We start from the raw sequence: 23,494 nt of genomic DNA, 5'->3' as shown, positions 1-23,494 counted from the left end.
GTTCTCCCGGAAAACAATGCAGAACGACAAAGATAATCCTTCTGAGATAATATCGAAGTCAATCTGCCTTTATCCGAATGGAGAACTCACTTACAGCTGGAGAGGCGTTGAGCAAAAGTGGAATAAAAGCTACAGAATTGTAGGAAGACAGGCATTTAACTGAATATGGACTAATAGGCTTCGCTGCAGAAATGTAGTGAAGCTTTCTTTTTTGAAGGAGCACAGTTGAATGTTTATCGATAAGTTATTCATAATTAATCAAATATTTATACAAATAATGTTAGAATTAAGTATGGATAAAAGCATAACAATATTGTTAAGGCAAGAGCATTATGAGTTTTAAAAGAATCTATACTTCTATCAGCATAGCCCTCCTTTTCCTAGTGATATCTCTGGGTGTTTTTATCATGCCCGTCATTGCATCGTCTGATTCCCCTATTCAAGAATTTACAATTGGAGTGCCTATAGACAGGTGTCCTATGTTTTACATTGACAGTGATTCCGGTGAAATAGTAGGAATCGGAGTAGATCTCATGAAATCAGCCGCTAAGGAAGCTGGTTTTGAGGTCGTATTCAAGGCTATAAGTGAACCTAATCTTAAAGAAGCTCTTGATAATACTGAGTATGACTTGGTTATGCCCTTTGGCAGTGCTGTTACAAGCGCATCTGGGGACGCAACCATCGTATCAGAAAATCTCATACAAACCCCATTTACCATTGTCAATACTGGTAAACAGTCTATTTCTGACATAAGTGCCATTAGAATCGGAATGTTAAAATCACAGGGCGGGGTCGCAGAAACTGTAAAACAGTTATACCCTGGAATAACGATAATCCTTTACGATTCCATGGCTGACTGCATTAAGGCGCTTAGAAAAAACGAAGTAGATGCACTTTTGCATAACTCATATACTTGGAGCTATGTGCTTCAAAAACCATCCTATAAGGATCTTAAAGTACAGCCTTCTGCCATGTTTTCAATGGATTTTCGCGCCGGCACTCTTGATACCGCAGAGGGAAGAAAACGCATTGAACTTATAAACGAAGGAATTACAGCTATTCCTGAAACCAAAAAGCAGGCTATAGCCCTTGATTACACTACTAGAGATCTATATGTGTACTCTTTCTGGGATTACCTGTATCAATATAAGTATTTCCTTATTGTCGGGACTATTCTTTTTATTGCTCTTGTTATTATGCTTGTCTTAAGACAGAAATCATATTTCGAAGAACAGAAGGAAAAGATGCGACTAATGGAGGATATCGATCCTCTCACCGGCGTACTTAGTCACAATGGTTTCAGGAAAAAGGTTGAGGAACTCCTTATCAATAACCCAGATACGGCATATACGATATCGTATAACAACATAAAGGACTTCAAGTTTATCAACGACAGCTTTGGATGGAAAGTGGGAGATGAGCTGCTAAAGTTCTGGACAGAGAGAAGTCTTGAAATTCTTACGGATAAAGAGGCCATTGGAAGGTATGATGGAGACCACTTTGTAATTCTTCGCTGCATGGGTGGCAATGAGCAGATTCTTCAGGATGAAAAATATGTTCTAGCCCCTGTCCGTAATTACTTAAAAGATCGCGGCAAAGACTTTATTGTAAGGTTCTGCATCGGCATATATGTTCTTATGCCGGATGACTATAAGGATATAAACGTAGATAAGATGCTCGACTATGCCTGTATTGCCGAGAGAAAAGTAAGAGAAACCAAGAAAGAAGGATTTGAGTTTTATAATCCAACGCAGTGGGACAGAGGTAAGCAAAGCGCAGGAATAGTAAGCCGTCTTCCTGCAGCTGTTGAGTCAGGGGAAATACAGGTATGGTATCAGCCACAGGTAAACTATAAGACAGGAAAGATAACAGGTGCAGAGGCTCTTTGCCGGTGGAACAGTAAAAAGAATGGGAATATTTCTCCTGGAGAATTTATTCCTATTCTTGAGGAGGCAGGGCTCATCTACGATCTTGATTGTCATGTGTGGGACACTGTATGCAAAGACTTAAGACGTTGGAATGAACAGGGTAGAGATATTTGTGTGTCTGTAAACCTTTCAAGACAAGATATTGTAAAGAACCCCGATGTGGCAGAGCATTTTAATACTTTAAAAGAGTTCTATAACCTGTCGCCAAAACAGCTTCGTATTGAGATAACGGAAAGCGCATATGTTGAGGACTCAGATGTCATCATAAAGACCACCACTAAGCTTCGTGAGGCTGGCTTTGAAGTTGAGATGGACGATTTCGGTAGCGGATACTCATCACTAAATATGTTAAAAGAAGTAGTTTTAGATCGAATTAAGCTCGATCTTCGATTCATCACAGGCTCTGGAGATCAAAAGATGGGGCGGACGATACTTAGCTACATGGTTCAGATGCTCCAAGCTATTGGAACCTCCCTCATTGCAGAGGGTGTGGAGACATTGGAACAGGCAGATTTCCTCGGAAGCCTTGGATGTGAGGAAATGCAGGGGTATTACTTCTACAAGCCCATGCCGGTAGATGAGTTTGAGAAACTTGATGGATTTGTAAAGAAATCAGATTTGAAATAATGTACGAATGGCTTAACAGGCAAAAGTAAAATTGGTGCCCTAACTAACATAGAGTTTAGGGCACCTTTTTTGTGATGACCATAGGAAGATGACAAACTCTTTAGCACTCTTTAGCAAGAATGTAGTAAATATGCGGCTCTTATGATAAATATGCGGCTTGTTACCATTCACAGATTAAATGAGGATACATAATGAAGCTCACATTGGTGGGCTTTATTTTTATGTATGAAAAGGTTAGAATTTTCGTATTAAACAATCGGGATTTGTTTAAGAAATTATATTCCAGGTGAATCGCTGATATGCCTAGGGAACAAAGAACGGATGGATAATGATAAAATGACAAGATGCAAAATAAAAGCAGTTATTGGCGCTGGTATTGCTTTAATTCTTTTTGGCGGATGTGGATACGATCAAACAAGCAATGATCAAGTTGCATCTACTGAAAATGTTTCCAATATAGATAAAAGCGAAAATGACATTAAAGAAGATAATGTCGATATAACAGAAGCCTCATGGGAAGATGGATATACAATCGTCCTTAATACCTATAGGGAAGAAGCTGAAAAAATTAGTAAAGATGGTTTATATTGGGATTCTTTTGATGAAATACCAGCAATACCAAACGTAGAAGATACAATAATTGAAATGGAATTTTATAATCAATTTGGTCCATTTGCTTTCATGTTAAAGGATCTTGATGGTAATGAAATTCCGGAGCTATTTATTTGCAGAGCCACGGAAGAATTCGATGGTGGAGTGATATACCAGATTTTTACATGGCATGATGGAAAAACCATCGAACTTTTAGGTAATTTAGGTTATAGAAACGGGATATGCACTATTTGCCAGGATAATTTATTGAAGGTAGAGAGTTCTGGGACAGCTACTGATTATGGCAATACCATTTACTGCCTGCCTAAGAATAGCACAGAACTTAGGGTAGTTGAGCAATTTTTTGCTATACAAAATAAAGAAGATTCAGCAAAATCAGATTTCTTTTGGTTTTCATCAGATGGTGAAAAGACACTCATTACCGAAGAAAAATATTTAGAATATGTACAAAACTATGACGAACAGGCAGATCTTAGATATATTGAAGGAACGCAAGACAATATAGCTCATATATCAGACTTTACTGTGCCAGAGGATGAAGTTAATTCAGTAGAATTAGATACATCAACAATTATTGAAGATCAGTCGTTTGATATTAGGCTAAATGAATGGGGTGAAGTGAGATTTGTATCTTGTCGCCCTGATAAAGATAAAAGTCCAAATGCTGATGCATCGTTTTATCTCATGGATCATGAACAGGTGATTTATAAAATGCCTTCTGTATATGAAAACGATATCAGAGACTGGGAATTATTTGAAGGCATTTCCTTTGTTGCATTCAAGGACATAAATGAAGATAAAAAAGATGAAATAATCGTTGGGATACAGTACATTACTGGAGTTGGACCACAAGGAATGATTCCTCGCACAGAGGTAAGAATATTTGAAGATAAAGGCGATTCATTTGAGTATTCTAAAGAACTGAGCGAATATGTTACTAATTCTGTACCCGAAGTTGTAACAATACAGGATGTTTACAATATAATTATGAAATAGTCGATAATACGAAGTTAATTACATAAATTCATGTTTGTCGGGATGAACGTTGGAGCATAAAATACGAAGTTAATCACACAAATGGGGCATAGTAATCATCAGCTTTCTTTTAAGAGTTCATTTCTAAGGGCATTCTCAAGCATGTCTGAAAATGAGATGGAAGCGATGATGGAGCTGCCGGTATATCTCCTCGTCATGTCCTTAGTGGAAGGCTCGATGTTGTTTACAGCAGCGTTCATGTTTGTTTTCAGAGACAAAACATCAATGTTCATAGGCCACCTCCTTGTATAACCCATCAAACTACAACATCTTGTATCTATAATTTGAATATACACTATATATTCTAAAATGTGTGTTAAATAATCGGGAAAGATTTATGATATGCCCGGGGAAAAATGAGCGCTTTAACTGTTCATCAACTCCCAAAGTTCTTCATCGGTTAAGTGGGCTTTGGTTCTCAGGATAAGTTGTACCTTATCGCCGCCGGCTTCTTTCTGAAACCTGCGTTGCCACTTATAAAAATGCGGACCGTCTCCCAGCACCCGCAGGAAAGACATAAGGCTTTTGGCAACAAACCCTGACTGTCTTATATCTGCTTCGCAGTCATTCTCGTAGAAACCTTCCCATATGCCATGCTCGTGGCTCCGCATCACGTTATAACCTTCAAAGAAAGCTTTTGCTGATAGTCCGGCCTCATAAAAGCCTGTGATATAATCTACGCCTTTTCCATTGGCACCTTCTTCCAAAGCATCAATAAATTCGCCGGTTTCTTTATCGTAATCAAGGCAGGTTAAGATTGCTCTGCAAATATGATAGGCTCCCAGATAACTGTAGTAGAGATACTGAATCTGACATATAAGGTTATTGTCAAAGATCTCTGCTGCATCTTTGTTTCCTGCGGCTATCAGTTTTTCTTTTGTCTTGTTGCAGTCTTTAAGGTACTTTGTATAACCCTCAAGTGCCTCTTTGTATTTTTCTTCATGCCACCGGGCCTGCACTAAAAGAGTGTCCTTGTCGCATACCCAGTCAAGCTCAGAGAGTTTCTCTGTGCTCTTTGGATCCTGCTTGTTGTAATTGCTGATAAAACCACAGCCAAGAACCCTTGCTCCATGGTTGGCAAACTGCTCCCCGGCATGGTCGTCAGCATTTAGGCCGTACTTTGGAGTGTAGTCAGGCCATCCCTTATAGGCTAGTTCAATCTTGTGAAGCAATTCTGGAGTTGCAGCGCTTTCATAGTATCTTTTGACATAATCCTTAAGATGTTCTTTGGCAAAATCCCTGGCATTAAAACTCTTGATATTGCTTCGATGTGACTCTGCGCCTTCATTATTGCCGTCTTCTACTGACCAACTCCACATCCCTGCTATAAGGTCAAGGTAGTAGGTGTGAGGTTTTATGTTGGCGCAGTTGATTATCCAGAAATCTGTAACTCCATGGGCATATACATCCTCAAGCTCTTTTACTACAAATTCAGGCGAATTGGGGAGCATAGTCATCATGGCTGCTGCCTGAAGATCGTAAAAAGACGCATGGTAGTATATTCCATGGGCGCTGTCATCACCTTCACGAGGAAGTGCATAAACTCTGGGATTGTGATTATTCTGCCTTCTTGAAACCATCTTGCCAAAGCCATTATCAGCCCATATTTTTATTACGTCTTCAGGAAAGGTCAGGTATCCATCCCTGTATAGCTCCATGGTTTCGCCATAGAGGTTTGTGCAGCAAACAGCCTCCTTATCTGACTCTTTTACCAGATTGTACTGTTCAAGAATAAGGTCACTCATCAGCCTGCCGCGGGCCTCTGGAGTATCATAGGTTGGATCATCTGCCCAGAAGGGTCTGTCGCCTTGCCCTCTAAATCCCAGGTTCCATACGACCCGGCAGTTCTTCTGATCCTCAATTGCCTGCTGCCAGAGATTTCTAAACAGATCCGGGTGCTTATCAAAACTTGCTTCAAGGTCAGGATAAGCTCTTCCAAACATCTGCGCACCAAGGGGTTCAGCATGATGATGGGTAATCCAAAGGCCATAGTCATTGGCAAGCTTCTTATACTTGTGTGAATTGTGATCGGTCCCCGGAATTGTCATATTTCCGCCGCAGCGAAGAAGGGCTTCAAAGGCCATCTCCCAGGGGAAGTTCTCCCCCACTTTTTCTCTCCAGCCATCAAATAATACTTCATCATTTATGAACCAGCCCCGGAACCTTACCTTTGCCGGCTTTGATTCATAGTGATAACTATCGGGCACCTCATGCTCTTTTTCTTTTATCAGGTCCTGCTCATTCCAGAACCAAAAATTCTGAATGTTTAAGAAGGTTCTGCTTATGTGATAAATGCCGTAGATAAGGCCAATACTGCTTCCGGAAGTTATGGTAAGCTCGTCAGGAACTCTATCTATGGTGAAGGTCTCTGATGCGGCATTGGTTTCAATACTGTTTTCAGCCAAGACCAGCCTGATTTCAAGTCCCGATTCAGTACATTCCTTGCATGTATTTGTTATGTCCCGCTCCAGCGCCTTAACTGCCTTCTGTACCGGTGTTTCTTTTATGTCTCCTGTAATTTTTGTGTTGATGTTGATCTGCATCATTTCCCTTTGTAACCCCATAATTTGTATCACATCTTGTATCTGAAAAAAAATACAGATACTAAATATTGTCTTTACTCCGATACAGGATATGATTCTCATGTCCAATTATAACATTATAGGGCAGTTTCTTCCGACTGTTTTTTCTTGATGAAGGATGGGCATCATGGAAACATCTGCCTTTATTACCATGAGCTTTTAGCAAAGTGGCGTTTGTCAAGATGAAATAGTTGGGAAGGCTTTAGATATATGTGGATTGTATTTGCACTGTTATCGGCAATATTTGTTGCATTGACATCAATATTGGCTAAGATAGGAATTGAAGGAGTTGATTCTAATCTGGCTACGGCCATTCGAACTGTTATAGTGGTAGGAATAGCTTGCATTCGTGTTCCTGCATGAACAGTTTACAGTAAAATCAATCTTAGGATGTATCTTGATTGGAGTCGGAACATTGCTGATGGTAGTATAATATTTCAGGATAATCCCAAAAACTACAAATCGGTTTTTCTGGTTAAAACAGGAGGCGCCTCATGAAATTAAATCGCATTCATCATATTGCGGTGATTTGTTCCGACAAAGACACTGCTCTGAACTTTTACCATAATAAGCTTGGCTTTCGAATTCTGCGAGAGAACTATAGACCGGAACGGGATGATTGGAAGATTGACCTTAAGCTCGATGACAGCGAAATTGAACTTTTTATTATGAAGGATCATCCACTCCGTCCTTCTCCCGAAGCATACGGATTGCGTCATCTTGCTTTCCGTGTAGATAGTGTAGATGAGACCGTCGCAGAATTGGAGTCTATGGGTATCCCTTGTGAACCGATACGACGGGATGCTTTCACGGGTGAAAAAATGACGTTTTTCCGTGACCCGGACGGGCTTCCTTTGGAAATACATGAGTAAACTACTTGTGACAAATGAGATTGGTCTGGTTGAAGTGTTAGCAAGTTCTCCCGGAAAACAATGCAGAACGACAAAGCGGTAAGAGAATAGGCATGATGGTTCTGAAGAGTTCAGGAGTTGCTGCAGAGATTATCGGAATCGCAGTATCTGACAATGCTCGCCATAAAGGAATTGGAAAAGAACTGATCCAAAGCGTGATAAAGTCAGAGGAAATAGAAAGAATCAAAGCACAGACGGATGATGGCTCGATTGGTTTCTATCGCAAATGCGGATTTTCTGAAGAGAAAACTGTGGTTGAGTATTCTGACGGGTCAGCTGTTCGATATAACTGCGTTCTGTATAAATAGAAAAAATTCTGTTTTCCGATTCGTCAGACTGCAGGGAGGAACCATGGTTTATTACAATGATAACGAACTGATGATACGCAATATGGAAGAAGCAGATGCCCGAATTTTTACCGATGAAGAAATCGCGCAGGGTTGGCATACGGATATCTCCAAATACTTGGCAAGACTCCAGGATCAGTCTGCGGGAAAATGTGTTTCACTGACTGCCGTATATAAAGGACTTCCTGTCGGATATGTGAATGTCTACTTAACAGGGCTGGGCGGTGCATTCAGCGGAAAAGGGCTCCCAGAGATCGTTGATTTTGGCGTATTGGGAAAATACCAGAGAAAGGGAATCGGCAGCAAACTGATGGATGTTGCTGAAGAGATTGCAGGGCAATATGCCGACACGGTATGGCTTGGCGTCGGACTTCACAGCGGGTATGGAAGTGCCCAGCGAATGTATGCCAAACGAGGCTATATCCCAGATGGGACGGGTGTCTGGTATCGGGATAAACCTTGTGCGCAATACGAAACGGAAATTGCAAACGATGATGATCTCGTGCTTTTTCTTTCTAAGAAATTAGAATGGAAAGGCGAAAACTAAGCGAACAAATCGGAATTTGGAGGAAGCAATGCTCGACAGAACCATTCCATTCTGCAATACGATTATGAAATGCACTGATTATGAATACAGGAATGTAGAATTGCCGGATGGTTTTTCTATCATTTCATATCAGTCCGGGCATGAAAAAGAATGGGCAAAACTGGAATATGCTATTGGCGACTTTGATTCAGTAACGGAAGCGGAGAGATATTTCGTCAAAACATATCTGCAGATTCCCGAACTGCTCCCAAACATACTTTTTGCACTAAACAAAGATGGTGATGTTGTGGGCTCCTGCATCGCATGGCAGGATATGCGTGGAATAAACAGTGTTTCGTCCCTGCATTGGCTCGTGGTTGATGATCTGCACCAGAAAAAAGGCCTTGGGAGAGCCCTTTGCACTGCTGTTATGAACATTTATGTAAAGCACAAGGGCCTTCCTGTCTACATCCACACACAGCCCTGGAGCTGGAAAGCCATCCTTTTGTACCTTTCGCTTGGATTCAGGCTCCAGAAGACGGACACATTTTCACACTATGAAAACGAGTATTATAAAGCCATGGCTGAACTCAAGAAAATCGTTTCAAATGAACAATATGAGCTACTACTTCAGTTATCCGAGGACTGAACAAATCGGGATTTATGGGAGGGTTATCCGATTATGAAAGATAATAAGTGGAAGTGTCCAAAGTGCGGCCGTAGTTTTAGCAGGACAGGCCAGGGGCACTATTGTGGAAAAGTCGAAACGATAGATGAGTATATTGATGCGCAGGATGAAAGTGTAAAGCCTTATTTGAATGAAATTCGGCAAATACTTCGCAGTGCTATTCCTGAAGCACAGGAAAAGATATCGTGGAGTATGCCAACATACTGGAAGGGCGCGAACATTATACATTTTGCCGCATCAAAAAAACATATCGGACTCTATCCCGGCGATGAAGCCCCTGTTGTCTTTGCTGATCAACTTGCAGGGTATGACGTGAGTAAAGGTACTATACGGATTCCGTATATTTCACCTCTTCCTAAAGAACTTATTGCCAACATTGCAAGATGGTGCTATGAAGAATACCGCAAATGAAAAAGGCTATATTTATTATCACGACTGTTTTATAATGCTGATCACATCAAGGTTTGTAATCAGAATTGTTGATGCAACTGTCCAGATCGATAATGATATCGCGCTCCTTATCATTCTGTTAATTGTGTCAATGTGGTGATCGGGATGCTGAGTCGTTTCCTGTACAAAAAGATATTTCGAGGGAAGTCTTGAAAGAATTTGGCAGGCGAATGAACAGGTATATCATAATTATGGCAGATACAGCAGACTAACAAATTCCCATTTGCGGGGAGGATTACGTGATAATAGAAAAAGATGAAATAACAATCCGAGATTTTACGGAAATAGATCTTCCACTCATGTTTAAATGGTTGACAGATCAGAGAGTGCTGGAGTATTACGAAGGTCGTGACGTCAGGTTTACGATGGATACTTTGTCTGCACATTTTTTGGAAGAAATTCCAGATGGATTCAGAATGATCATCGAGTATAAGAAATCCCCCATCGGATATGCACAGGCCTATCAATTGAGTGGTGAATTGTTCGATGAATATGACTATCCTGACGATGGACATATAGTGTTTGCTATGGATCAGTTTATAGGTGAGCCGAAATACTGGAGTAAGGGAATAGGCTCATCTTTTTTGAAAATGATGGCTTCTCATTTGAAAGAAAATATGGCTGCGGAACGAGTTCTTCTTGACCCACACCAAGATAATAAAAGGGCTATAAGGGCATACGAGAAAGCCGGGTTTAAAATCATTAAATCACTTCCAAAACATGAGATGTTTGAGGGAGAAAAAGTAGATTGCTGGCTGATGGAATTAGCACTGTAGATTCTGGTTTGTCGGGATCAGGGCATAGCCTTATATCTCGGAATATTGCGGTATTACAAATAAAGAAGTGTATGGGGATAGGTATGAGAAAAAGAATTGTTGTTCTAAATTGCGTTCTATGTGCTGTGTTATTGTCAGCTTGCTCTTTTGAAGAAAAGAACAGTCAGCAATCAAGCGATTCCTCTAGTGAATATTACGCATACTCAGAAGATGACAGTTCTGATGATCAACTTACATCTTCTGAAAATGTTCCTACTACAGATAAAAGTGAAAATGACATTAAAGAGGATAATGTCCGTGTAACTGAAACATCATGGGAAGAGGGATATACAATAGTCCTTAATGCCTACAGAGAAGAAGCTGAAAAAATTAGCAAAGAAGGTTTATATTGGGAATCATTTGATGAAATACCAGCAATACCAAATGTAGAAGACACAATAATTGAAAGGGAATTTTATAATCAATTTGGTCCATTTGCTTTCATGTTAAAGGATCTTGATGGTAATGAAATTCCGGAGCTATTTATTTGCAGAGCCACAGAAGAATACGATAGTGGAGTGATATACCATATTTTCACATGGCAGGATGGAAAAACCATCGAACTTTTAGGCAATTTAGGTTATAGAAGTGGGATATGCACTATTTGCCAAGATAATATGTTGAGGGTAGATGCTTCTGGAACAGGTACGGATTATGGTACTACCATTTTCTACCTGCCTGAGAATGGCACTAGCCTAAAGAGGTTTGAAGAGTTTTATGCTATACAAAATGAAAAAGATTCAACAAAATCAGATTTCTTTTGGATCACGTCGGAGGGTAAAAAGATACCCATTACCAAAGAAGAGCGTGAAGAATATGCTCAAAACTATGTAGAACAGGCAGATCTTAGATATATTGAGGGGACACAAGACAATATAGTTCATATATCAGACTTATGGGACGAGTGATGACTTTAAGCTTAATGGAAAAAAACAATTAGAAGAAGGAACACCAGAATACATTGTGATGTTGGAGCGAGACTAAAAAGGAAGAAAAGGCTATGAGTCCAGATGGAGGGAAGATGAGTTCTATAAAGTATCATTCAGGAGATATAACAAAACTTAAGGTGGATGCAATCGTGAACGCGGCAAACCAATCATTACTCGGTGGAGGGGGTGTTGATGGAGCAATTCACCGTGCCGCGGGACCACAGCTCTTGGAAGAGTGCAGAGCTCTTAATGGATGCAGAACCGGAGAGGCTAAGATAACAGGAGGCTACAATCTTCCTGCAAAGCATGTGATCCATACTGTAGGCCCGATATATAGCGGAAATGCATCTGATGCTGAGGATCTTCGCAATTGCTACTGGAATAGTCTTGAGGTTGCTAAGGCCAATGATCTTCACAGTATTGCCTTTCCTGGAATATCTACAGGTGTGTATGGATATCCCAAGAAGGAAGCAGCCAAGATTGCGCTTAAGACTGTAAAAGAATGGCTTGAATCTAATTCTGCTTATGAGATGGAGATTACTATTGTGAACTTCAGCGAAGAGGACTACCTGATATACCAGACAGTTGCAGCGGAGATGGGATAAGTGCACAGTTGGGTTCAAGGGATATCTATGATGAACTTATGGGGGAATCATGAGGGGGATAAAGGTTCAGAAATCGCATGTGAAGAGCAGCATAATTGAGAAGACAGGTGGAGTATGTGCTGTATGCGGAAGACCACTTGTGCATAGTAAAGTGACGATAGAGCACTATATACCAAAGTATCATGGCGGTACGGATGACGAACGGAATCTCCTGCCCTTATGTAAGAACTGCAATAAGAGCAAAGGCTCTCGAATAGTTCAGGCTAAAGAGCATTATCCGTTCTTGAAAGATATTTATTATACTGAGGTAAAGGAATACAGGGCTGAATGGGAAAATGGAGGAGAATGTAATGGCAGCAGCACAGATAACAACTAAAAAGACAACAGCGAAGAGTTGTATCAGTGGAAGATGCTTGGCTTACAGATAATAGACTTGATGTAGGTGATATTTGGCCTGAGGAGTGAAATAATGAGTGAAATTGAGCGACTAAAAACAATTGTAGAGAAGCTTAGGAGTGAGGATGGCTGTCCATGGGACAAGGCACAGACTCATGAGAGCCTAAAAGCAAGCTGCATTGAAGAAGCTTCAGAAGTTATCAGCGGAATCAACATACTGGAGAAGACAGGAGATGCAGATAACCTGAAGGAAGAATTGGGAGATCTTTTGCTGCAGATCATGTTTCATGCAGTAATGGCTGAGGAGGAAGGTTTTTTCACGTTTGAAGATGTGGCGAAGACCATTTCAGATAAGATGGTCAGAAGGCATCCACATGTGTTTGGAGACATGAAGTTTGCTACTGAAGAAGAACTTCATGCAGCCTGGGCCGAGATCAAGCGTAAAGAAAAAGAGGGCAAGGAGTGGCAGGCAGACTATCTTCCGGGAGCACTTAAGGAAGCTGAGGAGCTGATCCAGAAGGCCAGGGAGAGGAAAGGGTTTTGAAAAAGAATATGAAGAAAGTATTGTTGGCAGCGTTAATAATTTTAACGGTAGGAACTGTGGGATGCGGATCAAAGACAGAAGAAGAGATTACTGATGACCTGGCTCTTGCAATCCCAGGAACCTGGCAGACAGCTTCCGTAGGATATATAGATGGAGAAGACATGCAACCTGAGTATTATGTGCAGTTTACAGAAGCGGAGGTAAACTATGGGCACATGAAAGATGGAGCTTTCGCATTAGATCATTCTGATAAAATCAGTGAAATTGAAAAAAATGCTGATGACGAATATAAAATTAAGGCGGAGTCTGCCAGTGGAATACAGTATACATATCAGACTGCTGAAGGTGATGCAGATATACTTGAATATTATGAGACCTGGGATGAAGAGGATTTCTCAGAAATGTATAGAGGTGGAGCGTCATTAAGTAGAGTTAAGTAATATTGATAACAATTTAGGGTAGTATATGGCGCAGACTCCGTTTTGCGCAGTTCATCCTATGATATTTATGGAGTACTTTTGATGTTTTAGCGTAATAAAGAACTCATGGAGAAGGTATTGGGAGAAAAAGTAAATGAGAATTAATGATAGTTGTGCGGAGTGTTTATATGATAAACAGCAACACCTGAATGATGCCACTGAAGAAGATGCTATGTACACTGGTATCGATCAGCTTGCAAAGATCATTTCCAATGGCAATTCAATCGCAGGAACTGTCTATGAGATGCTTCCGGATCAGTCAAAAGAAGTTCTGGATGGAGCAGATGTAGTTCTTGCAAAGGGCCAGGGAAATTATGAGACACTAAGCAAACAAGGACGTCACATTTTCTATTCTTTCCTGTGTAAGTGTGATCTGTTCACAAACAGATTTGGTGTTCCCAAGCTGACTGGGATATTTGTTGAAGAACAGGAGTAGGAAATAGCAGAATTTCGTAGATGCAGGCTTCTTGCTTTGAAGCATCTTAAAAAGAGAAAAGATAATGATGATTTGATTAATAAGGGCAGATAGAACATACAGAAAAAAACTTGACTGACTCTGTCAAAAGGTGCATACTCATTCATTAGCATTTAGCGAAAGGAGTAAAAAATACTATGGATACAATTCAGATACTTAGAGATCTTGTGATAATAATTGTCAGCGCCAAGCTCTTCGGCCTGATTGCAAGGCGACTCCACGCCCCTCAGGTAGCAGGCGAAATAATTGCCGGGCTGATTATCGGTCCCACTCTGTTTGATCTTGTGGAAGCCGGTGATTTTCTTTCCGGTATGGCTGAAATTGGCGTAATCCTTTTGATGTTCAGTGCAGGCCTTGAAACAGATATAGATAAATTGAAGAAATCCGGTGTAAAGGCCACAATACTGGCATGTACCGGTGTTGCTGTGCCTCTTGTCCTTGGAGCCATACTTTATATGTCATTTTATGGCTTCGCCGCTCCCGGATCTATGGAATTTTTTAAAGCTCTTTTCATAGGAACAATCCTTACTGCAACCTCCGTAAGCATTACTGTTCAGGTGTTAAAAGAGCTTGGAAAAATCTCTACAGATGTCGGTACAACAATAATGAGTGCCGCTATCATAGATGATGTGATTGGAATCGTTGTTCTTACTGCAGTTCTTGGACTTAAGGATCCAAGCGCCAATCTGATTACGGTTGTTGTCAAGACGGTTGCTTTCTTTGTGCTTTCTTTTGTAGTAGGAATTGCCATTTTCAAGATTATGAAGAAAGTAGAAATAAAATGGCCTCATACCAGAAGAATCCCTATCCTGGGATTGGCTCTGGCTTTTGCGATGTCTTACGTTGCTGATAAATACTTTGGCGTTGCAGATATCACAGGCGCATACGTAGCCGGAATTATCTTAAGCTCCTTGGATAATTCCGAGTATATTGACAGAAAGATGGATATCAACTCATACATGATCTTTGGACCAGTATTCTTTGCAAGTGTTGGTCTTCAGACCAACTTAAAGACAGTTGATATGACAATTCTTGCATTCTCAGCAGCTTTTGTAATTGTTGGACTGCTTGGAAAAGTTGTGGGCTGTGGTCTAGTTGCAAAACTCCTTAAATATAACACTTCTGATGCGTTGAAGATTGGCGTAGGTATGATGACAAGAGGCGAAGTAGCCCTTATTGTGGCACAGCGTGGTCTTAAAGCTGAGATAATCGACAGCAGATACTTTACCGCTGTAATCCTCCTTATAATACTGAGTTCAATTCTGACACCAATAATACTTAAAGCAATTTATGCTTCGGATGAATCCAAAGAAAAACAGCTGCAATAATCCCAGTCTGTGTATGGCTTAATCAGCATTTGCCTTGGAAGCTCAGAAATTGATCATTGATATATAGACCAAGACTTTTTAGTAATTCCTCATCTGCTGGGGATATAGAAGTCTTGGTCTTTTCATTTATTTTTCTATGGCGTTCAAATACCAGGGCAAGGGCTTCTCGCATTTTGCTGAACAATATTTTAAAAAGTGTAGTTTATTTGATCGTATTTCCTGTTGATTCTCTTATTATGATATCTGTTTCTACATATGTTTTTTTGTAAGGAGTATTTGGATTTGCGATCCTGGAAAGCAGAATATCCGCAGCAATAAAACCCATGGAGCTTGAATGGATCTTCACCGTGGTAAGACTTGGCTCGATGATGGTGGCTTCGGGCGCATTATCAAATCCGCAGACCGCAACGTCCTTCGGAACTTTTTTACCAAGCTGCCTAAGGGCCTTTATGGTGCAGATTGCAAGGTAATCGTTGGCACAAAAGAAAACTTCAGGCATTTTCCCAAGCTCGCTGATCCTTGCTGTGAGATAATCTGTATCTTTGTACGGACTCGAGTCGTCATCAAGGATACAGGATCCGGTGTCGATGCCAATCCCGCTATCTGTCATGGCTGAAACGTAGGCCTGCCACCTCTCATTGAAGGACTGGCAATGGAATCTGTCACCAACAAATGAGATGTTTCTCTTTCCGCTTTGGATAAATGAACTGATCAGGCGGTAGACACTTGTAACATTCTCCATGTAGAGAGTATCAGCTGCCAATCCGAATTTCTGAAGAACAGGGGTATCTACAAAGAGAATGGGAATATTCAGGCTGCAGAGGAATCTGCTGTATTTTTCGGAAAAGAGCTCTATACAGAGAATTCCTGCTATATTGTCCATGGAAAAATTAGTTGGGAGGCTTAAGGATTCAATATCATTATCTTTAATAATGTTGATTGAAAGCTTGTAGCCCAGTGAATCTATTCTGTTCTGAAATGCCTCAAGAAGCTTGGTTCCTGAATGGGATGCACCGGGAAAAGAATGAGTGAACAGGGCTATTTCTGTCTTGCCGTCCTTTAATGCTAAGAGCGTACTTGATGCTGTATCAGCGGTATCAACTAAACTAAACTGCTTGTAGCCCATGGCTGTAGCCATCTGACAGATCTTACTCCTGGTTTCCGAAGATACGCTTCCTGAGTTGTTAAGTGCTCTGGAAACAGTATTTCTTGACATTCCAAGTGCGTCTGCAATTTCCTGTAATGTTACTCTTTTTCCCATAATGGATGTCCCCTCAATGCTTTCTGAGTCTTTTTATATTCGGTAAATATCATAACGCTGCAATAGCAATGTGTCAAATGCACCAATTTCTGTATGACAAGTGTGCATAATTCACAAAAAGGAAACCCATAAAAACACTGAATTTCACGAAAAGTTGTGTCATATGCACTTTTAGATTGATACAAATGACACATGATGCTATATTGTTTCTATCAGGTGATAGTGCAAAAGCACTAAGGGAGGAATTATGCATAGAATAAAAACATTGCTTTTGATTGGCATTATGACCATCGCCAGTGTTGGATGCTCATCCAAAGTCGCAGAACCGGATACTGCTTTAGATGAAACAACAGAGGAAAACGTGCAGTCAGCGGATGAAAAGTATCTGGGAGAGAACATTGAAGATCATATCGTTTTTCCGGCATCAGTGGAGGGACTTGTGGGCGATACAATGCCGTTTTACGACGAGGGAAAGTACAATGTCTTTTACCTGGCAGACCAGAGAGACGGTAAGCAGGGATATCACCCTTGGGGGCTAATCCAGACTACAGACTTTGCCTCATATGATGACAAGGGAGTTGTTTTGAATTATGGAGACGCTGTAGAAGACCAGGACATAGCTCTTGGAACCGGAAGTGTAATAAAGGGAAATGACGGTAAGTACCATGCTTTTTATACAGGACATAACGATATGTTTGAGCCAAAAGAAGCAGTGATGCATGCTGTCAGCAACGATCTTATAAATTGGGAAAAGATTCCCGAAGATACACTTTATGCAAACGAGAATTATGCACAGAACGACTTCAGGGATCCGTTTGTTTTCTATGTTGAATCAGAAAAGTGCTATTCAATGCTTGTTGCAACAAGACAGAACAACATCGGAGTCATTGCAAGATACACTTCAGAGGACTTAAAGAGCTGGGAAGATGCCGGTGTTTTCTTTGAAAATGATATGGGAACCGATTCAAATCTGGAATGCCCGACACTCCTTTCTTATAAAGGAAAGTGGTACTTGTCATTCTCTGATCAGTGGCCTCACAGGCTTGTTCATTACAGAATAGCAGACAATTTTGAGGGCCCGTTTGAGATCCCTTCACAGGACATCTTTGACTGCAACGGCTTCTATGCAGGAAGAATGGAGACAGACGGAGAGAACTTATATGTTGTCGGATGGAACGGAACGAAGAAAAAGCATACAGACAGTGAGGACTACGACTGGGGCGGAAATATGGTCACTCATAAGCTTGTGCAGCATGAAGATGGAAGCCTCACACCTGTTTTAAACCCTGAGCTTGAAAAGCTTTTATCTAATGAGCTTTCGCTTACACCGGTCAAGATGACTGATTCAGCTTCTCTTTCGGAGGGCGTTATATCTTTTGCCGGTGAAAAATATGAGATGGCGGGATTTAAGGAGCTTCTTGGCAGTTATCTTATTAAGACCACGATCAGGGATTTTGATAAAGACGGTATGTTTGGGTTCTGCTTTGATACAAACGAAGAAAGTGTCGGAAGCCTGAACATTGTGTTTAACGGCGCCAACAACAGGATTGAGTTCTACAACGGCAGCAATATTATGGAAAGAACTGCTCAGTCATATGTTGATTTCAATTTAGCAGATAAAAATGAGCTGAATGTTTCACTGCTTGTTGCAGACGGCGTTGTGTGCATGTATGTCAACGATGAGATTGCTTTCACAACAAGAATGTACATGTCACAGGGCTCTGATTTTGGGGTGTTTAGTGTTGGATCAAAGGCAAGTTTTGAAGATTTGAAGGCATTTAAGTAAGGAAAGACAGTTGTCTTTTGGGAGAAGGCTTAGGAAGCAGATATCGTTTATAGGAGTGGAATGTTATGGGGTTAGATTTGAAAAAAGTAGTGGCAGTTGCATCAAAATATAAAGTTGCACTCGGGGGAATGCTCGCGATCGTTGTAACCTGCACAGGAATTGCGGCATGCGTAACTAAAGAAGCGCTTCAGCAGTCAGCTATAGTAACAATCGAGGATGAGATTGTTGCGCTTGCGAGTTCATGGCCTTCATCTTTTATTTCGCATGACTATATCGAACCGGAATTTGTTGATGATGAAAACCGCACCAATAATGCTTTTAACGTTGCAGATTTTGGAGAGCAGGGAAATAACGGATGGTTTTACAGATATGGATCATCACAGGACCCGGCAAGGTCTAAGAGACTTGAATCTTATGATGGAGAGAGATACTTTCAGCCCGGACAAAAGGGATTAGAGATAAAGTCCAATTTTATTCATACCGCGGAGGAAGTCGCATCAATACTGGAGTGGCGAGCTGCAAAGGGCGGAGATATAAATATTGACCTTGCATATGTCAAAAACGTAAATAATGATAAAAATCCCATGTATCCTGATGGAGTAACACTGTATGTTTACAAGGGTGATGAACCTATCGGAAGATACAAGGTCGATGCAAAGACAGACAAGGAAGAAGTTGTAGAAGAGTCCTTAAAAGATATACATGTCGATGAGCTGGAAAGCCTGTACTTTGTTGTGGATCCGAACATGAACAACGCTTACGACGGTGGTTCATTATATGTTGCCATTTCCGATGTAAATGCCGGCGGTCCTACAGCGAAAAAGGATACAGACAGAATTGATAATAATGCTTATTCCATTGATGATTTCGGCCACCAGGGAAATAATGGCTGGACTTATATGTGCGGAAAAAGCATCGCTGATGCAAAACTTGTATCAACAGAAAAGAACGGAGAGTACATGAATTCAACATCTCCAAATCTTTCAATCAGCCAGTTCTTTATTCATCCATCAATAAATGATGAGGCGATGCTGTGCTGGCAGCCTGCGGTCGATGGTGCCGTTGAAATAAGAGGAACTTACACCAAGTTTGAGCAAAACGACGGAAATCCTGACTGGCCGGATGGTGTAACTGTCTATGTCTACAGGAACAGAGAAAAGCTCTTTTCCCAAAAAGTTGCAGCACCAAAGAAGGGCAAGAATGAGATTTCTTTCAGGGAAAAGAATGTAAGCGTAAGCACGTCGGACAGGTTATACTTTGTGGTTGATGCAGGAGGAAATGCGTCTTACGATGGCGGCGCGTTCGAAATTGCAATCCTTGACAGGACCGGCGCCACAACCGAAAAAGACGTTGTTATTGCCGGAGATGATACAAGAGAAAACTACGCAGACGTTAAATATGACTTTGGCAAACAGGGAGAAAACGGCTGGTTCTATCAGGAAGGTTATGGAGATGACCCAAATGATGTATGCAATATGCGCATCTTTGACGAAAAGGAGCACAGATATTTTGACAGCAGCTACCTGGAGATAAAGAGCGATTTTGTAAATCCCGGAAAAGGAAAATCTGCTGTGATCAAATGGAAGGTCGCAAAAACAGGAACAATCAGGCTTAATACTTCCTATACCAAGGTTAAGAACGAGGATAAGAATCCAAGCTGGCCGGACGGAACAAGGGTAACACTTTATCATAACAATACTGTTCTTGCACAGGAGGAATTTGCTCCAGACACCAAGCAGGAAATATCTAAGCGCATGGATGTTGAGTCCTTAAAAGTAAATAAGGATGACTATATTTCCATGGTCATCAATTGTAAGGAAAACAACGCCTATGACGCGGGAAAATACGAGTTTTCCGTTTTTGACCTCACCGATGTTACCACAGAAAATGATATATCGATCAACGAATGCGAGACAAGGCAGAACTTTGCTGATGTTAAATATGATTTTGGTGAGCAGGGAAAAAATGGCTGGTTCTACCAGGAAAGCATAGGAGATGCTCCGTTCGTCGCCTACAATATGCGAAAATACAGCCCTGAAGAAGAGCGGTATTTTGATTCACGCGATCTGGAGATAAAAAGAGATTTTGTGAATCCCGGAAAGGGCAAGTCTGCAGTTATCAAGTGGAAAGTAGCCCAGAATGGAACGATCAGGATTGATGCTTCATATACTAAACTTAAGAACGAGGATAAAAATCCGGATTGGCCGGATGGAACAAGGGTGACACTGTATCATAACGGCACAGTTTTAGTTCAGCAGGATTTTGATGCTGAACTCAATGAAGTTACCAAAAGACTTGATGTTGCAGGACTTGATGTTGCCAAGGATGACTATATATCAATGGTCATCAATTGTAAGGAAAACAATGCCTATGATGCAGGTCTTTATGAGTTTTCCATAAAGGGATTGTCTGCGCTTACGGGACAGACAGAGAGAGACGTTATAAATTGGGATAAAGGCCGTTCAAACAATGCATCACTCCAGGATGATTTCGGAAAGCAGGGAGAAAACGGCTGGTGCTTCCAGTCAGGATACTATCAGGACCCATACTTTGCTGTGAACGTTGAGCGACTTGAAGAAAATGGCGAGAAATACACGACTCTTGACGGAATAGAGATAAAACGTGATTACATCATGCCTGCTAACAAGGGAAGATCTGCAAATGTGAAGTGGGTCGCAGCTGAAAACGGCAAGATCGACATAATGGCATCCTATACAAAACTTCTTAATGAAGATAAAAATCCGGATTGGCCGGACGGCGTGACAGTGTATCTTTTCAAGAACAGTGAAGTCCTGAAAAAAGAGGATTTCGCGCCACTTACCGATGAGAAGATCACGAAGGATCTGTCAGTAGAGGATGTTGATGTACGTGCCGGAGATAGCATTACTCTTTTGGTAGATGGAAAGGCAAATACCGCTTATGACGGCGGAAACTTCACTTTTGTGATCGAAGATGCAGAGCTTAGGACCATGAAGATGGTCAATAACAGCGGGAAGAACTATGCAAATCTTTCTTATGATTTTGGGGAGCAGGGCAGTAATGGCTGGTACTATCTTGAAGGCAGAAGAATAGACAAAGCAGAGGTTTTGTCAAAGAAGACTGCTGATGGAACAGGGTTTGTTTCAAGAAAATTAAGCGGCCTCGAAGTGAAGAAGGACTTTGTGCAGCCAAGGCTTAATGCCGATGCAATGTACAAATGGGTTGTGGCAGTTGACGGAGAAATAGATATAACCGGTCAGTATGTGAAGTTTGGCCATGAAGATTCAAATGCAGACTGGCCTGACGGCGTAACTATCGAGATCTTCAAGAATAACTCCAGACTGTATAACACTGTTTGCAACTGCTCGAAAGGTGAAGGAAACGATAATGCAAGAGCTGTAAACATCGAAAAACTGCAGGTTAAGAAGGGAGACATCCTTACTTTTGACATAGGCTGCAACAGGAATAATGCCTGGGACGGAGGAAGGCTTGAAATTGATATTGCTGATTCTGAAGGAATCAAGGTTTCAGTAGGCGATGAAGTCAGGACCAACAACACTGTACTCGGTAATCTTGAATCATTCGAGCAGGGTAAGGACGGATGGTGGTTCCTTGAAGGAAAAGACTTAAACAGTGCAAAAGTCCTTGTATATGCTAATGAGGATAAGACTGCTTTTATTTCTCCTTCCAATAAGAATCTCGAAATGAAGAAAGACTTTGTTCATCCCGGAGAGAAGAAGGCAGCAATATATCAATGGGTAGTGTACGAAGATGGAAAAATCGATGTGCTTGGCGACTATACCAAATTCGGGCAGACTGACGCAAATCCTGATTATCCGGATGGTGTGGGACTTAAGGTGTTCTTAAATGAAGAGCTTCTTGAGGAAAAAGATATAGCGGCTTTGCAGGGAGATGGCAATGATAACAAGGCAGACTTCATGTTTACTCAGCTTGACGTCAGGAGAGGTGATAAGCTTTCATTTGTTATTGACGGAAAGAATAATATAGCCTATGACGCAGGTAGATTGTCTGTGAGTGTTTATGCGGCAAAAGAGAAGGCTGAAGGTGAGGAACTGCGGACTAACAACACTAATCTCTTTGAATCATTTGGTGAGCAGGGCACAGATGGCTGGACCTATGGAATGTGCGACTGGGATGGAAAGAACTTTGAAGAGCTTTCCTATGATCCTGATAATGAAAGATACTATAATAACGGAAAACCTGAGCTGAAAAGGGATTTTGTAGAGCCCGGAAATGGCAGAAACGCTGCATACAGATGGGAAGCAGCTAATACAGGTAAAATAAAGGTTTGCGGAAGCTACACCAAGTTTGCCAATAATGAAGACCCTGATGCCAACGGCATTTGCATGAGAATTTTCGTAAACGGCGAAGAAAAGAAGTGGTTTGGTGGAATTACCCAGGGCAACTTTGATTCTGAAAAAGAGATAACATTCGATGAAGAGTATATTGTTCACGAAGGTGACATCGTAATGTTTGCCGTGGATCCTGACGGAAACGACAGCTACGATGGCGGAAGACTTTCTGTAGTTATCAAAGATGCTGACAAGAACTCAGATGATGAGGAAAATGGAGATAAGCCCGAACCCGGTGAAGACCCTTTGAATCCCGGAGAAGATGGTTCTGATAGCGAAGGCAGGAGCAATAGCACAAGTATTGCTGGCGCTTTCGGCGAACAGGGCTCAGATGGCTGGCACTACGGAATGTGCGACTGGAACGGCAAGAATTTTACAGAGCTTTCTTATGATTCTGATAATGAAAGATACTATAATAGCGGAAAACCTGAGCTTAAAAGGGACTTTGTAGAGCCGGGAAATGGCAGAAATGCAGCTTATCTCTGGATCGCAGCAAACGATGGAAGTATCAGGATCAGCGGAGAATATGTGAAGTTTCCTAACAGCGAAGATCCTGATGCCAACGGAACCTGTATGAGAATATTCCTTAACGGGGATGAGAAGCTTTGGATTGGCGGAGATACGCAGGGCAATTTCAGCTCAGAGATCAAAAAAGATTTTTATCAGGAATATGAAGTGAAAAAGGGTGACGAGATCATATTTGCTGTGGATCCTGACGGAAACGAAAGCTACGATGGCGGAAGACTTTCTGTAAGTATCGAGCCTGTGGAGTAAGGAAATGTTGTGAGAGACAGACTTGAATTGGTCTAAACATAAAT

The 23,494-nt window shown here is 41.2% G+C and carries 21 protein-coding genes and 2 pseudogenes; 20 read left to right on the top strand and 3 right to left on the bottom strand.

The features are described 5' to 3' along the window. Positions 1-16 precede the first annotated feature (16 nt). The 3 genes from BO18_RS34785 to BO18_RS06205 all read left to right on the top strand — a co-directional run bounded on the left by BO18_RS34785 (position 17) and on the right by BO18_RS06205 (position 4,163). Positions 17-163 (top strand): hypothetical protein, encoded by a 147-nt coding sequence (locus BO18_RS34785; protein WP_185752358.1) that lies wholly within the window; start codon positions 17-19, stop codon positions 161-163. A gap of 169 nt (positions 164-332) precedes the next feature. Continuing rightward, entirely contained in the window at positions 333-2,555 is a 2,223-nt protein-coding gene (locus BO18_RS06210; RefSeq protein ID WP_034444572.1) for an EAL domain-containing protein, read from the top strand. A gap of 321 nt (positions 2,556-2,876) precedes the next feature. Further along, the gene (locus tag BO18_RS06205) at positions 2,877-4,163 is read left to right on the top strand and encodes a hypothetical protein (RefSeq protein WP_034444570.1); all 1,287 of its coding nucleotides are present in this window, start codon (positions 2,877-2,879) and stop codon (positions 4,161-4,163) included. 98 nt (positions 4,164-4,261) lie between these two features. Here BO18_RS06205 and BO18_RS34780 read toward each other — a convergent pair whose 3' ends face one another. Continuing rightward, positions 4,262-4,435 (bottom strand): hypothetical protein, encoded by a 174-nt coding sequence (locus BO18_RS34780; protein ID WP_185752357.1) that lies wholly within the window; start codon positions 4,433-4,435, stop codon positions 4,262-4,264. A gap of 132 nt (positions 4,436-4,567) precedes the next feature. Further along, complete coding sequence (locus BO18_RS06200; protein ID WP_242856520.1) at positions 4,568-6,766, bottom strand: glycosyl hydrolase 115 family protein; 2,199 nt, start codon at positions 6,764-6,766, stop codon at positions 4,568-4,570. A 228-nt stretch (positions 6,767-6,994) separates the two neighbouring features. On the opposite strand from BO18_RS06200, the pseudogene BO18_RS36465 reads away from it, so the two are divergent. The 15 genes and pseudogenes from BO18_RS36465 to BO18_RS06135 all read left to right on the top strand — a co-directional run bounded on the left by BO18_RS36465 (position 6,995) and on the right by BO18_RS06135 (position 15,277). After that, positions 6,995-7,217: pseudogene (locus tag BO18_RS36465) on the top strand (hypothetical protein). 61 nt (positions 7,218-7,278) lie between these two features. Beyond that, the gene (gene gloA2 / locus BO18_RS06195) at positions 7,279-7,656 is read left to right on the top strand and encodes an SMU1112c/YaeR family gloxylase I-like metalloprotein (protein WP_022767537.1); all 378 of its coding nucleotides are present in this window, start codon (positions 7,279-7,281) and stop codon (positions 7,654-7,656) included. Between the two features lie 77 nt (positions 7,657-7,733). Then, positions 7,734-8,003, top strand: a pseudogene (locus BO18_RS06190) (GNAT family N-acetyltransferase); the annotation flags it as partial. 43 nt (positions 8,004-8,046) lie between these two features. Further along, on the top strand, positions 8,047-8,589 hold the full coding sequence (locus tag BO18_RS06185) for a GNAT family N-acetyltransferase (RefSeq protein ID WP_034444566.1): 543 nt from the start codon (positions 8,047-8,049) through the stop codon (positions 8,587-8,589). 28 nt (positions 8,590-8,617) lie between these two features. Next, positions 8,618-9,217, top strand: coding sequence for a GNAT family N-acetyltransferase (locus tag BO18_RS06180; RefSeq protein WP_034444562.1), 600 nt, complete (start codon positions 8,618-8,620; stop codon positions 9,215-9,217). 33 nt (positions 9,218-9,250) lie between these two features. Beyond that, positions 9,251-9,667, top strand: a complete 417-nt coding sequence (locus BO18_RS06175; protein ID WP_034444560.1) for an iron chaperone — start codon at positions 9,251-9,253, stop codon at positions 9,665-9,667. After that, complete coding sequence (locus BO18_RS34775; RefSeq protein ID WP_185752356.1) at positions 9,648-9,806, top strand: hypothetical protein; 159 nt, start codon at positions 9,648-9,650, stop codon at positions 9,804-9,806. Before BO18_RS06175 ends, BO18_RS34775 begins: the two co-directional genes overlap by 20 nt. Before the next feature lie 142 nt (positions 9,807-9,948). Continuing rightward, complete coding sequence (locus tag BO18_RS06170; RefSeq protein WP_051688748.1) at positions 9,949-10,482, top strand: GNAT family N-acetyltransferase; 534 nt, start codon at positions 9,949-9,951, stop codon at positions 10,480-10,482. A gap of 83 nt (positions 10,483-10,565) precedes the next feature. Next, positions 10,566-11,429, top strand: a complete 864-nt coding sequence (locus BO18_RS06165; protein WP_185752355.1) for a hypothetical protein — start codon at positions 10,566-10,568, stop codon at positions 11,427-11,429. Between the two features lie 113 nt (positions 11,430-11,542). Further along, positions 11,543-12,055, top strand: coding sequence for an O-acetyl-ADP-ribose deacetylase (locus tag BO18_RS06160; protein ID WP_034447097.1), 513 nt, complete (start codon positions 11,543-11,545; stop codon positions 12,053-12,055). A 49-nt stretch (positions 12,056-12,104) separates the two neighbouring features. Continuing rightward, entirely contained in the window at positions 12,105-12,431 is a 327-nt protein-coding gene (locus BO18_RS06155; protein ID WP_034444555.1) for an HNH endonuclease, read from the top strand. A gap of 93 nt (positions 12,432-12,524) precedes the next feature. Continuing rightward, a complete protein-coding gene (locus BO18_RS06150) occupies positions 12,525-12,995 on the top strand; it encodes a MazG family protein (RefSeq protein ID WP_034444553.1) in 471 nt (156 codons plus the stop codon). Then, complete coding sequence (locus tag BO18_RS06145; protein WP_034444551.1) at positions 12,992-13,435, top strand: hypothetical protein; 444 nt, start codon at positions 12,992-12,994, stop codon at positions 13,433-13,435. Before BO18_RS06150 ends, BO18_RS06145 begins: the two co-directional genes overlap by 4 nt. Before the next feature lie 133 nt (positions 13,436-13,568). Continuing rightward, on the top strand, positions 13,569-13,910 hold the full coding sequence (locus tag BO18_RS06140) for an ARMT1-like domain-containing protein (RefSeq protein ID WP_051688539.1): 342 nt from the start codon (positions 13,569-13,571) through the stop codon (positions 13,908-13,910). A 176-nt stretch (positions 13,911-14,086) separates the two neighbouring features. Continuing rightward, positions 14,087-15,277, top strand: coding sequence for a cation:proton antiporter (locus tag BO18_RS06135; protein WP_034444548.1), 1,191 nt, complete (start codon positions 14,087-14,089; stop codon positions 15,275-15,277). Positions 15,278-15,479: 202 nt separating this feature from the next. Here the strand turns inward: BO18_RS06135 and BO18_RS06130 are convergent, their stop codons facing one another. Then, positions 15,480-16,538, bottom strand: a complete 1,059-nt coding sequence (locus BO18_RS06130; RefSeq protein WP_034444546.1) for a LacI family DNA-binding transcriptional regulator — start codon at positions 16,536-16,538, stop codon at positions 15,480-15,482. 247 nt (positions 16,539-16,785) lie between these two features. On the opposite strand from BO18_RS06130, the gene BO18_RS06125 reads away from it, so the two are divergent. Beyond that, positions 16,786-18,324, top strand: a complete 1,539-nt coding sequence (locus BO18_RS06125) for a glycoside hydrolase family 32 protein (protein ID WP_034444545.1) — start codon at positions 16,786-16,788, stop codon at positions 18,322-18,324. A 65-nt stretch (positions 18,325-18,389) separates the two neighbouring features. Next, positions 18,390-23,450, top strand: coding sequence for a hypothetical protein (locus BO18_RS06120; protein ID WP_034444543.1), 5,061 nt, complete (start codon positions 18,390-18,392; stop codon positions 23,448-23,450). Positions 23,451-23,494 lie beyond the last annotated feature (44 nt).

Source organism: Butyrivibrio sp. AE2032, from assembly GCF_000702965.1.
Note: the sequence above shows the minus strand (reverse complement) of the source record. Positions and strands in the feature narration are given on the sequence as shown.

Excerpts from the sequence above, each read along its gene's own strand:
- BO18_RS06185 (WP_034444566.1), top strand. The coding sequence starts at position 8,047 with ATGGTTTATTACAATGATAACGAACTGATGATACGCAATATGGAAGAA.
- BO18_RS06210 (WP_034444572.1), top strand. The coding sequence starts at position 333 with ATGAGTTTTAAAAGAATCTATACTTCTATCAGCATAGCCCTCCTTTTC.
- BO18_RS06180 (WP_034444562.1), top strand. The coding sequence starts at position 8,618 with ATGCTCGACAGAACCATTCCATTCTGCAATACGATTATGAAATGCACT.
- BO18_RS06155 (WP_034444555.1), top strand. The coding sequence starts at position 12,105 with ATGAGGGGGATAAAGGTTCAGAAATCGCATGTGAAGAGCAGCATAATT.
- BO18_RS06135 (WP_034444548.1), top strand. The coding sequence starts at position 14,087 with ATGGATACAATTCAGATACTTAGAGATCTTGTGATAATAATTGTCAGC.
- BO18_RS06120 (WP_034444543.1), top strand. The coding sequence starts at position 18,390 with ATGGGGTTAGATTTGAAAAAAGTAGTGGCAGTTGCATCAAAATATAAA.
- BO18_RS06200 (WP_242856520.1), bottom strand. The coding sequence starts at position 6,766 with ATGGGGTTACAAAGGGAAATGATGCAGATCAACATCAACACAAAAATT.
- BO18_RS06165 (WP_185752355.1), top strand. The coding sequence starts at position 10,566 with ATGAGAAAAAGAATTGTTGTTCTAAATTGCGTTCTATGTGCTGTGTTA.
- BO18_RS06125 (WP_034444545.1), top strand. The coding sequence starts at position 16,786 with ATGCATAGAATAAAAACATTGCTTTTGATTGGCATTATGACCATCGCC.
- BO18_RS06205 (WP_034444570.1), top strand. The coding sequence starts at position 2,877 with ATGGATAATGATAAAATGACAAGATGCAAAATAAAAGCAGTTATTGGC.
- BO18_RS06175 (WP_034444560.1), top strand. The coding sequence starts at position 9,251 with ATGAAAGATAATAAGTGGAAGTGTCCAAAGTGCGGCCGTAGTTTTAGC.
- BO18_RS06140 (WP_051688539.1), top strand. The coding sequence starts at position 13,569 with ATGAGAATTAATGATAGTTGTGCGGAGTGTTTATATGATAAACAGCAA.
- BO18_RS34780 (WP_185752357.1), bottom strand. The coding sequence starts at position 4,435 with ATGAACATTGATGTTTTGTCTCTGAAAACAAACATGAACGCTGCTGTA.
- BO18_RS34785 (WP_185752358.1), top strand. The coding sequence starts at position 17 with ATGCAGAACGACAAAGATAATCCTTCTGAGATAATATCGAAGTCAATC.
- BO18_RS06160 (WP_034447097.1), top strand. The coding sequence starts at position 11,543 with ATGAGTTCTATAAAGTATCATTCAGGAGATATAACAAAACTTAAGGTG.
- BO18_RS06130 (WP_034444546.1), bottom strand. The coding sequence starts at position 16,538 with ATGGGAAAAAGAGTAACATTACAGGAAATTGCAGACGCACTTGGAATG.
- gloA2 (WP_022767537.1), top strand. The coding sequence starts at position 7,279 with ATGAAATTAAATCGCATTCATCATATTGCGGTGATTTGTTCCGACAAA.
- BO18_RS34775 (WP_185752356.1), top strand. The coding sequence starts at position 9,648 with ATGAAGAATACCGCAAATGAAAAAGGCTATATTTATTATCACGACTGT.
- BO18_RS06150 (WP_034444553.1), top strand. The coding sequence starts at position 12,525 with ATGAGTGAAATTGAGCGACTAAAAACAATTGTAGAGAAGCTTAGGAGT.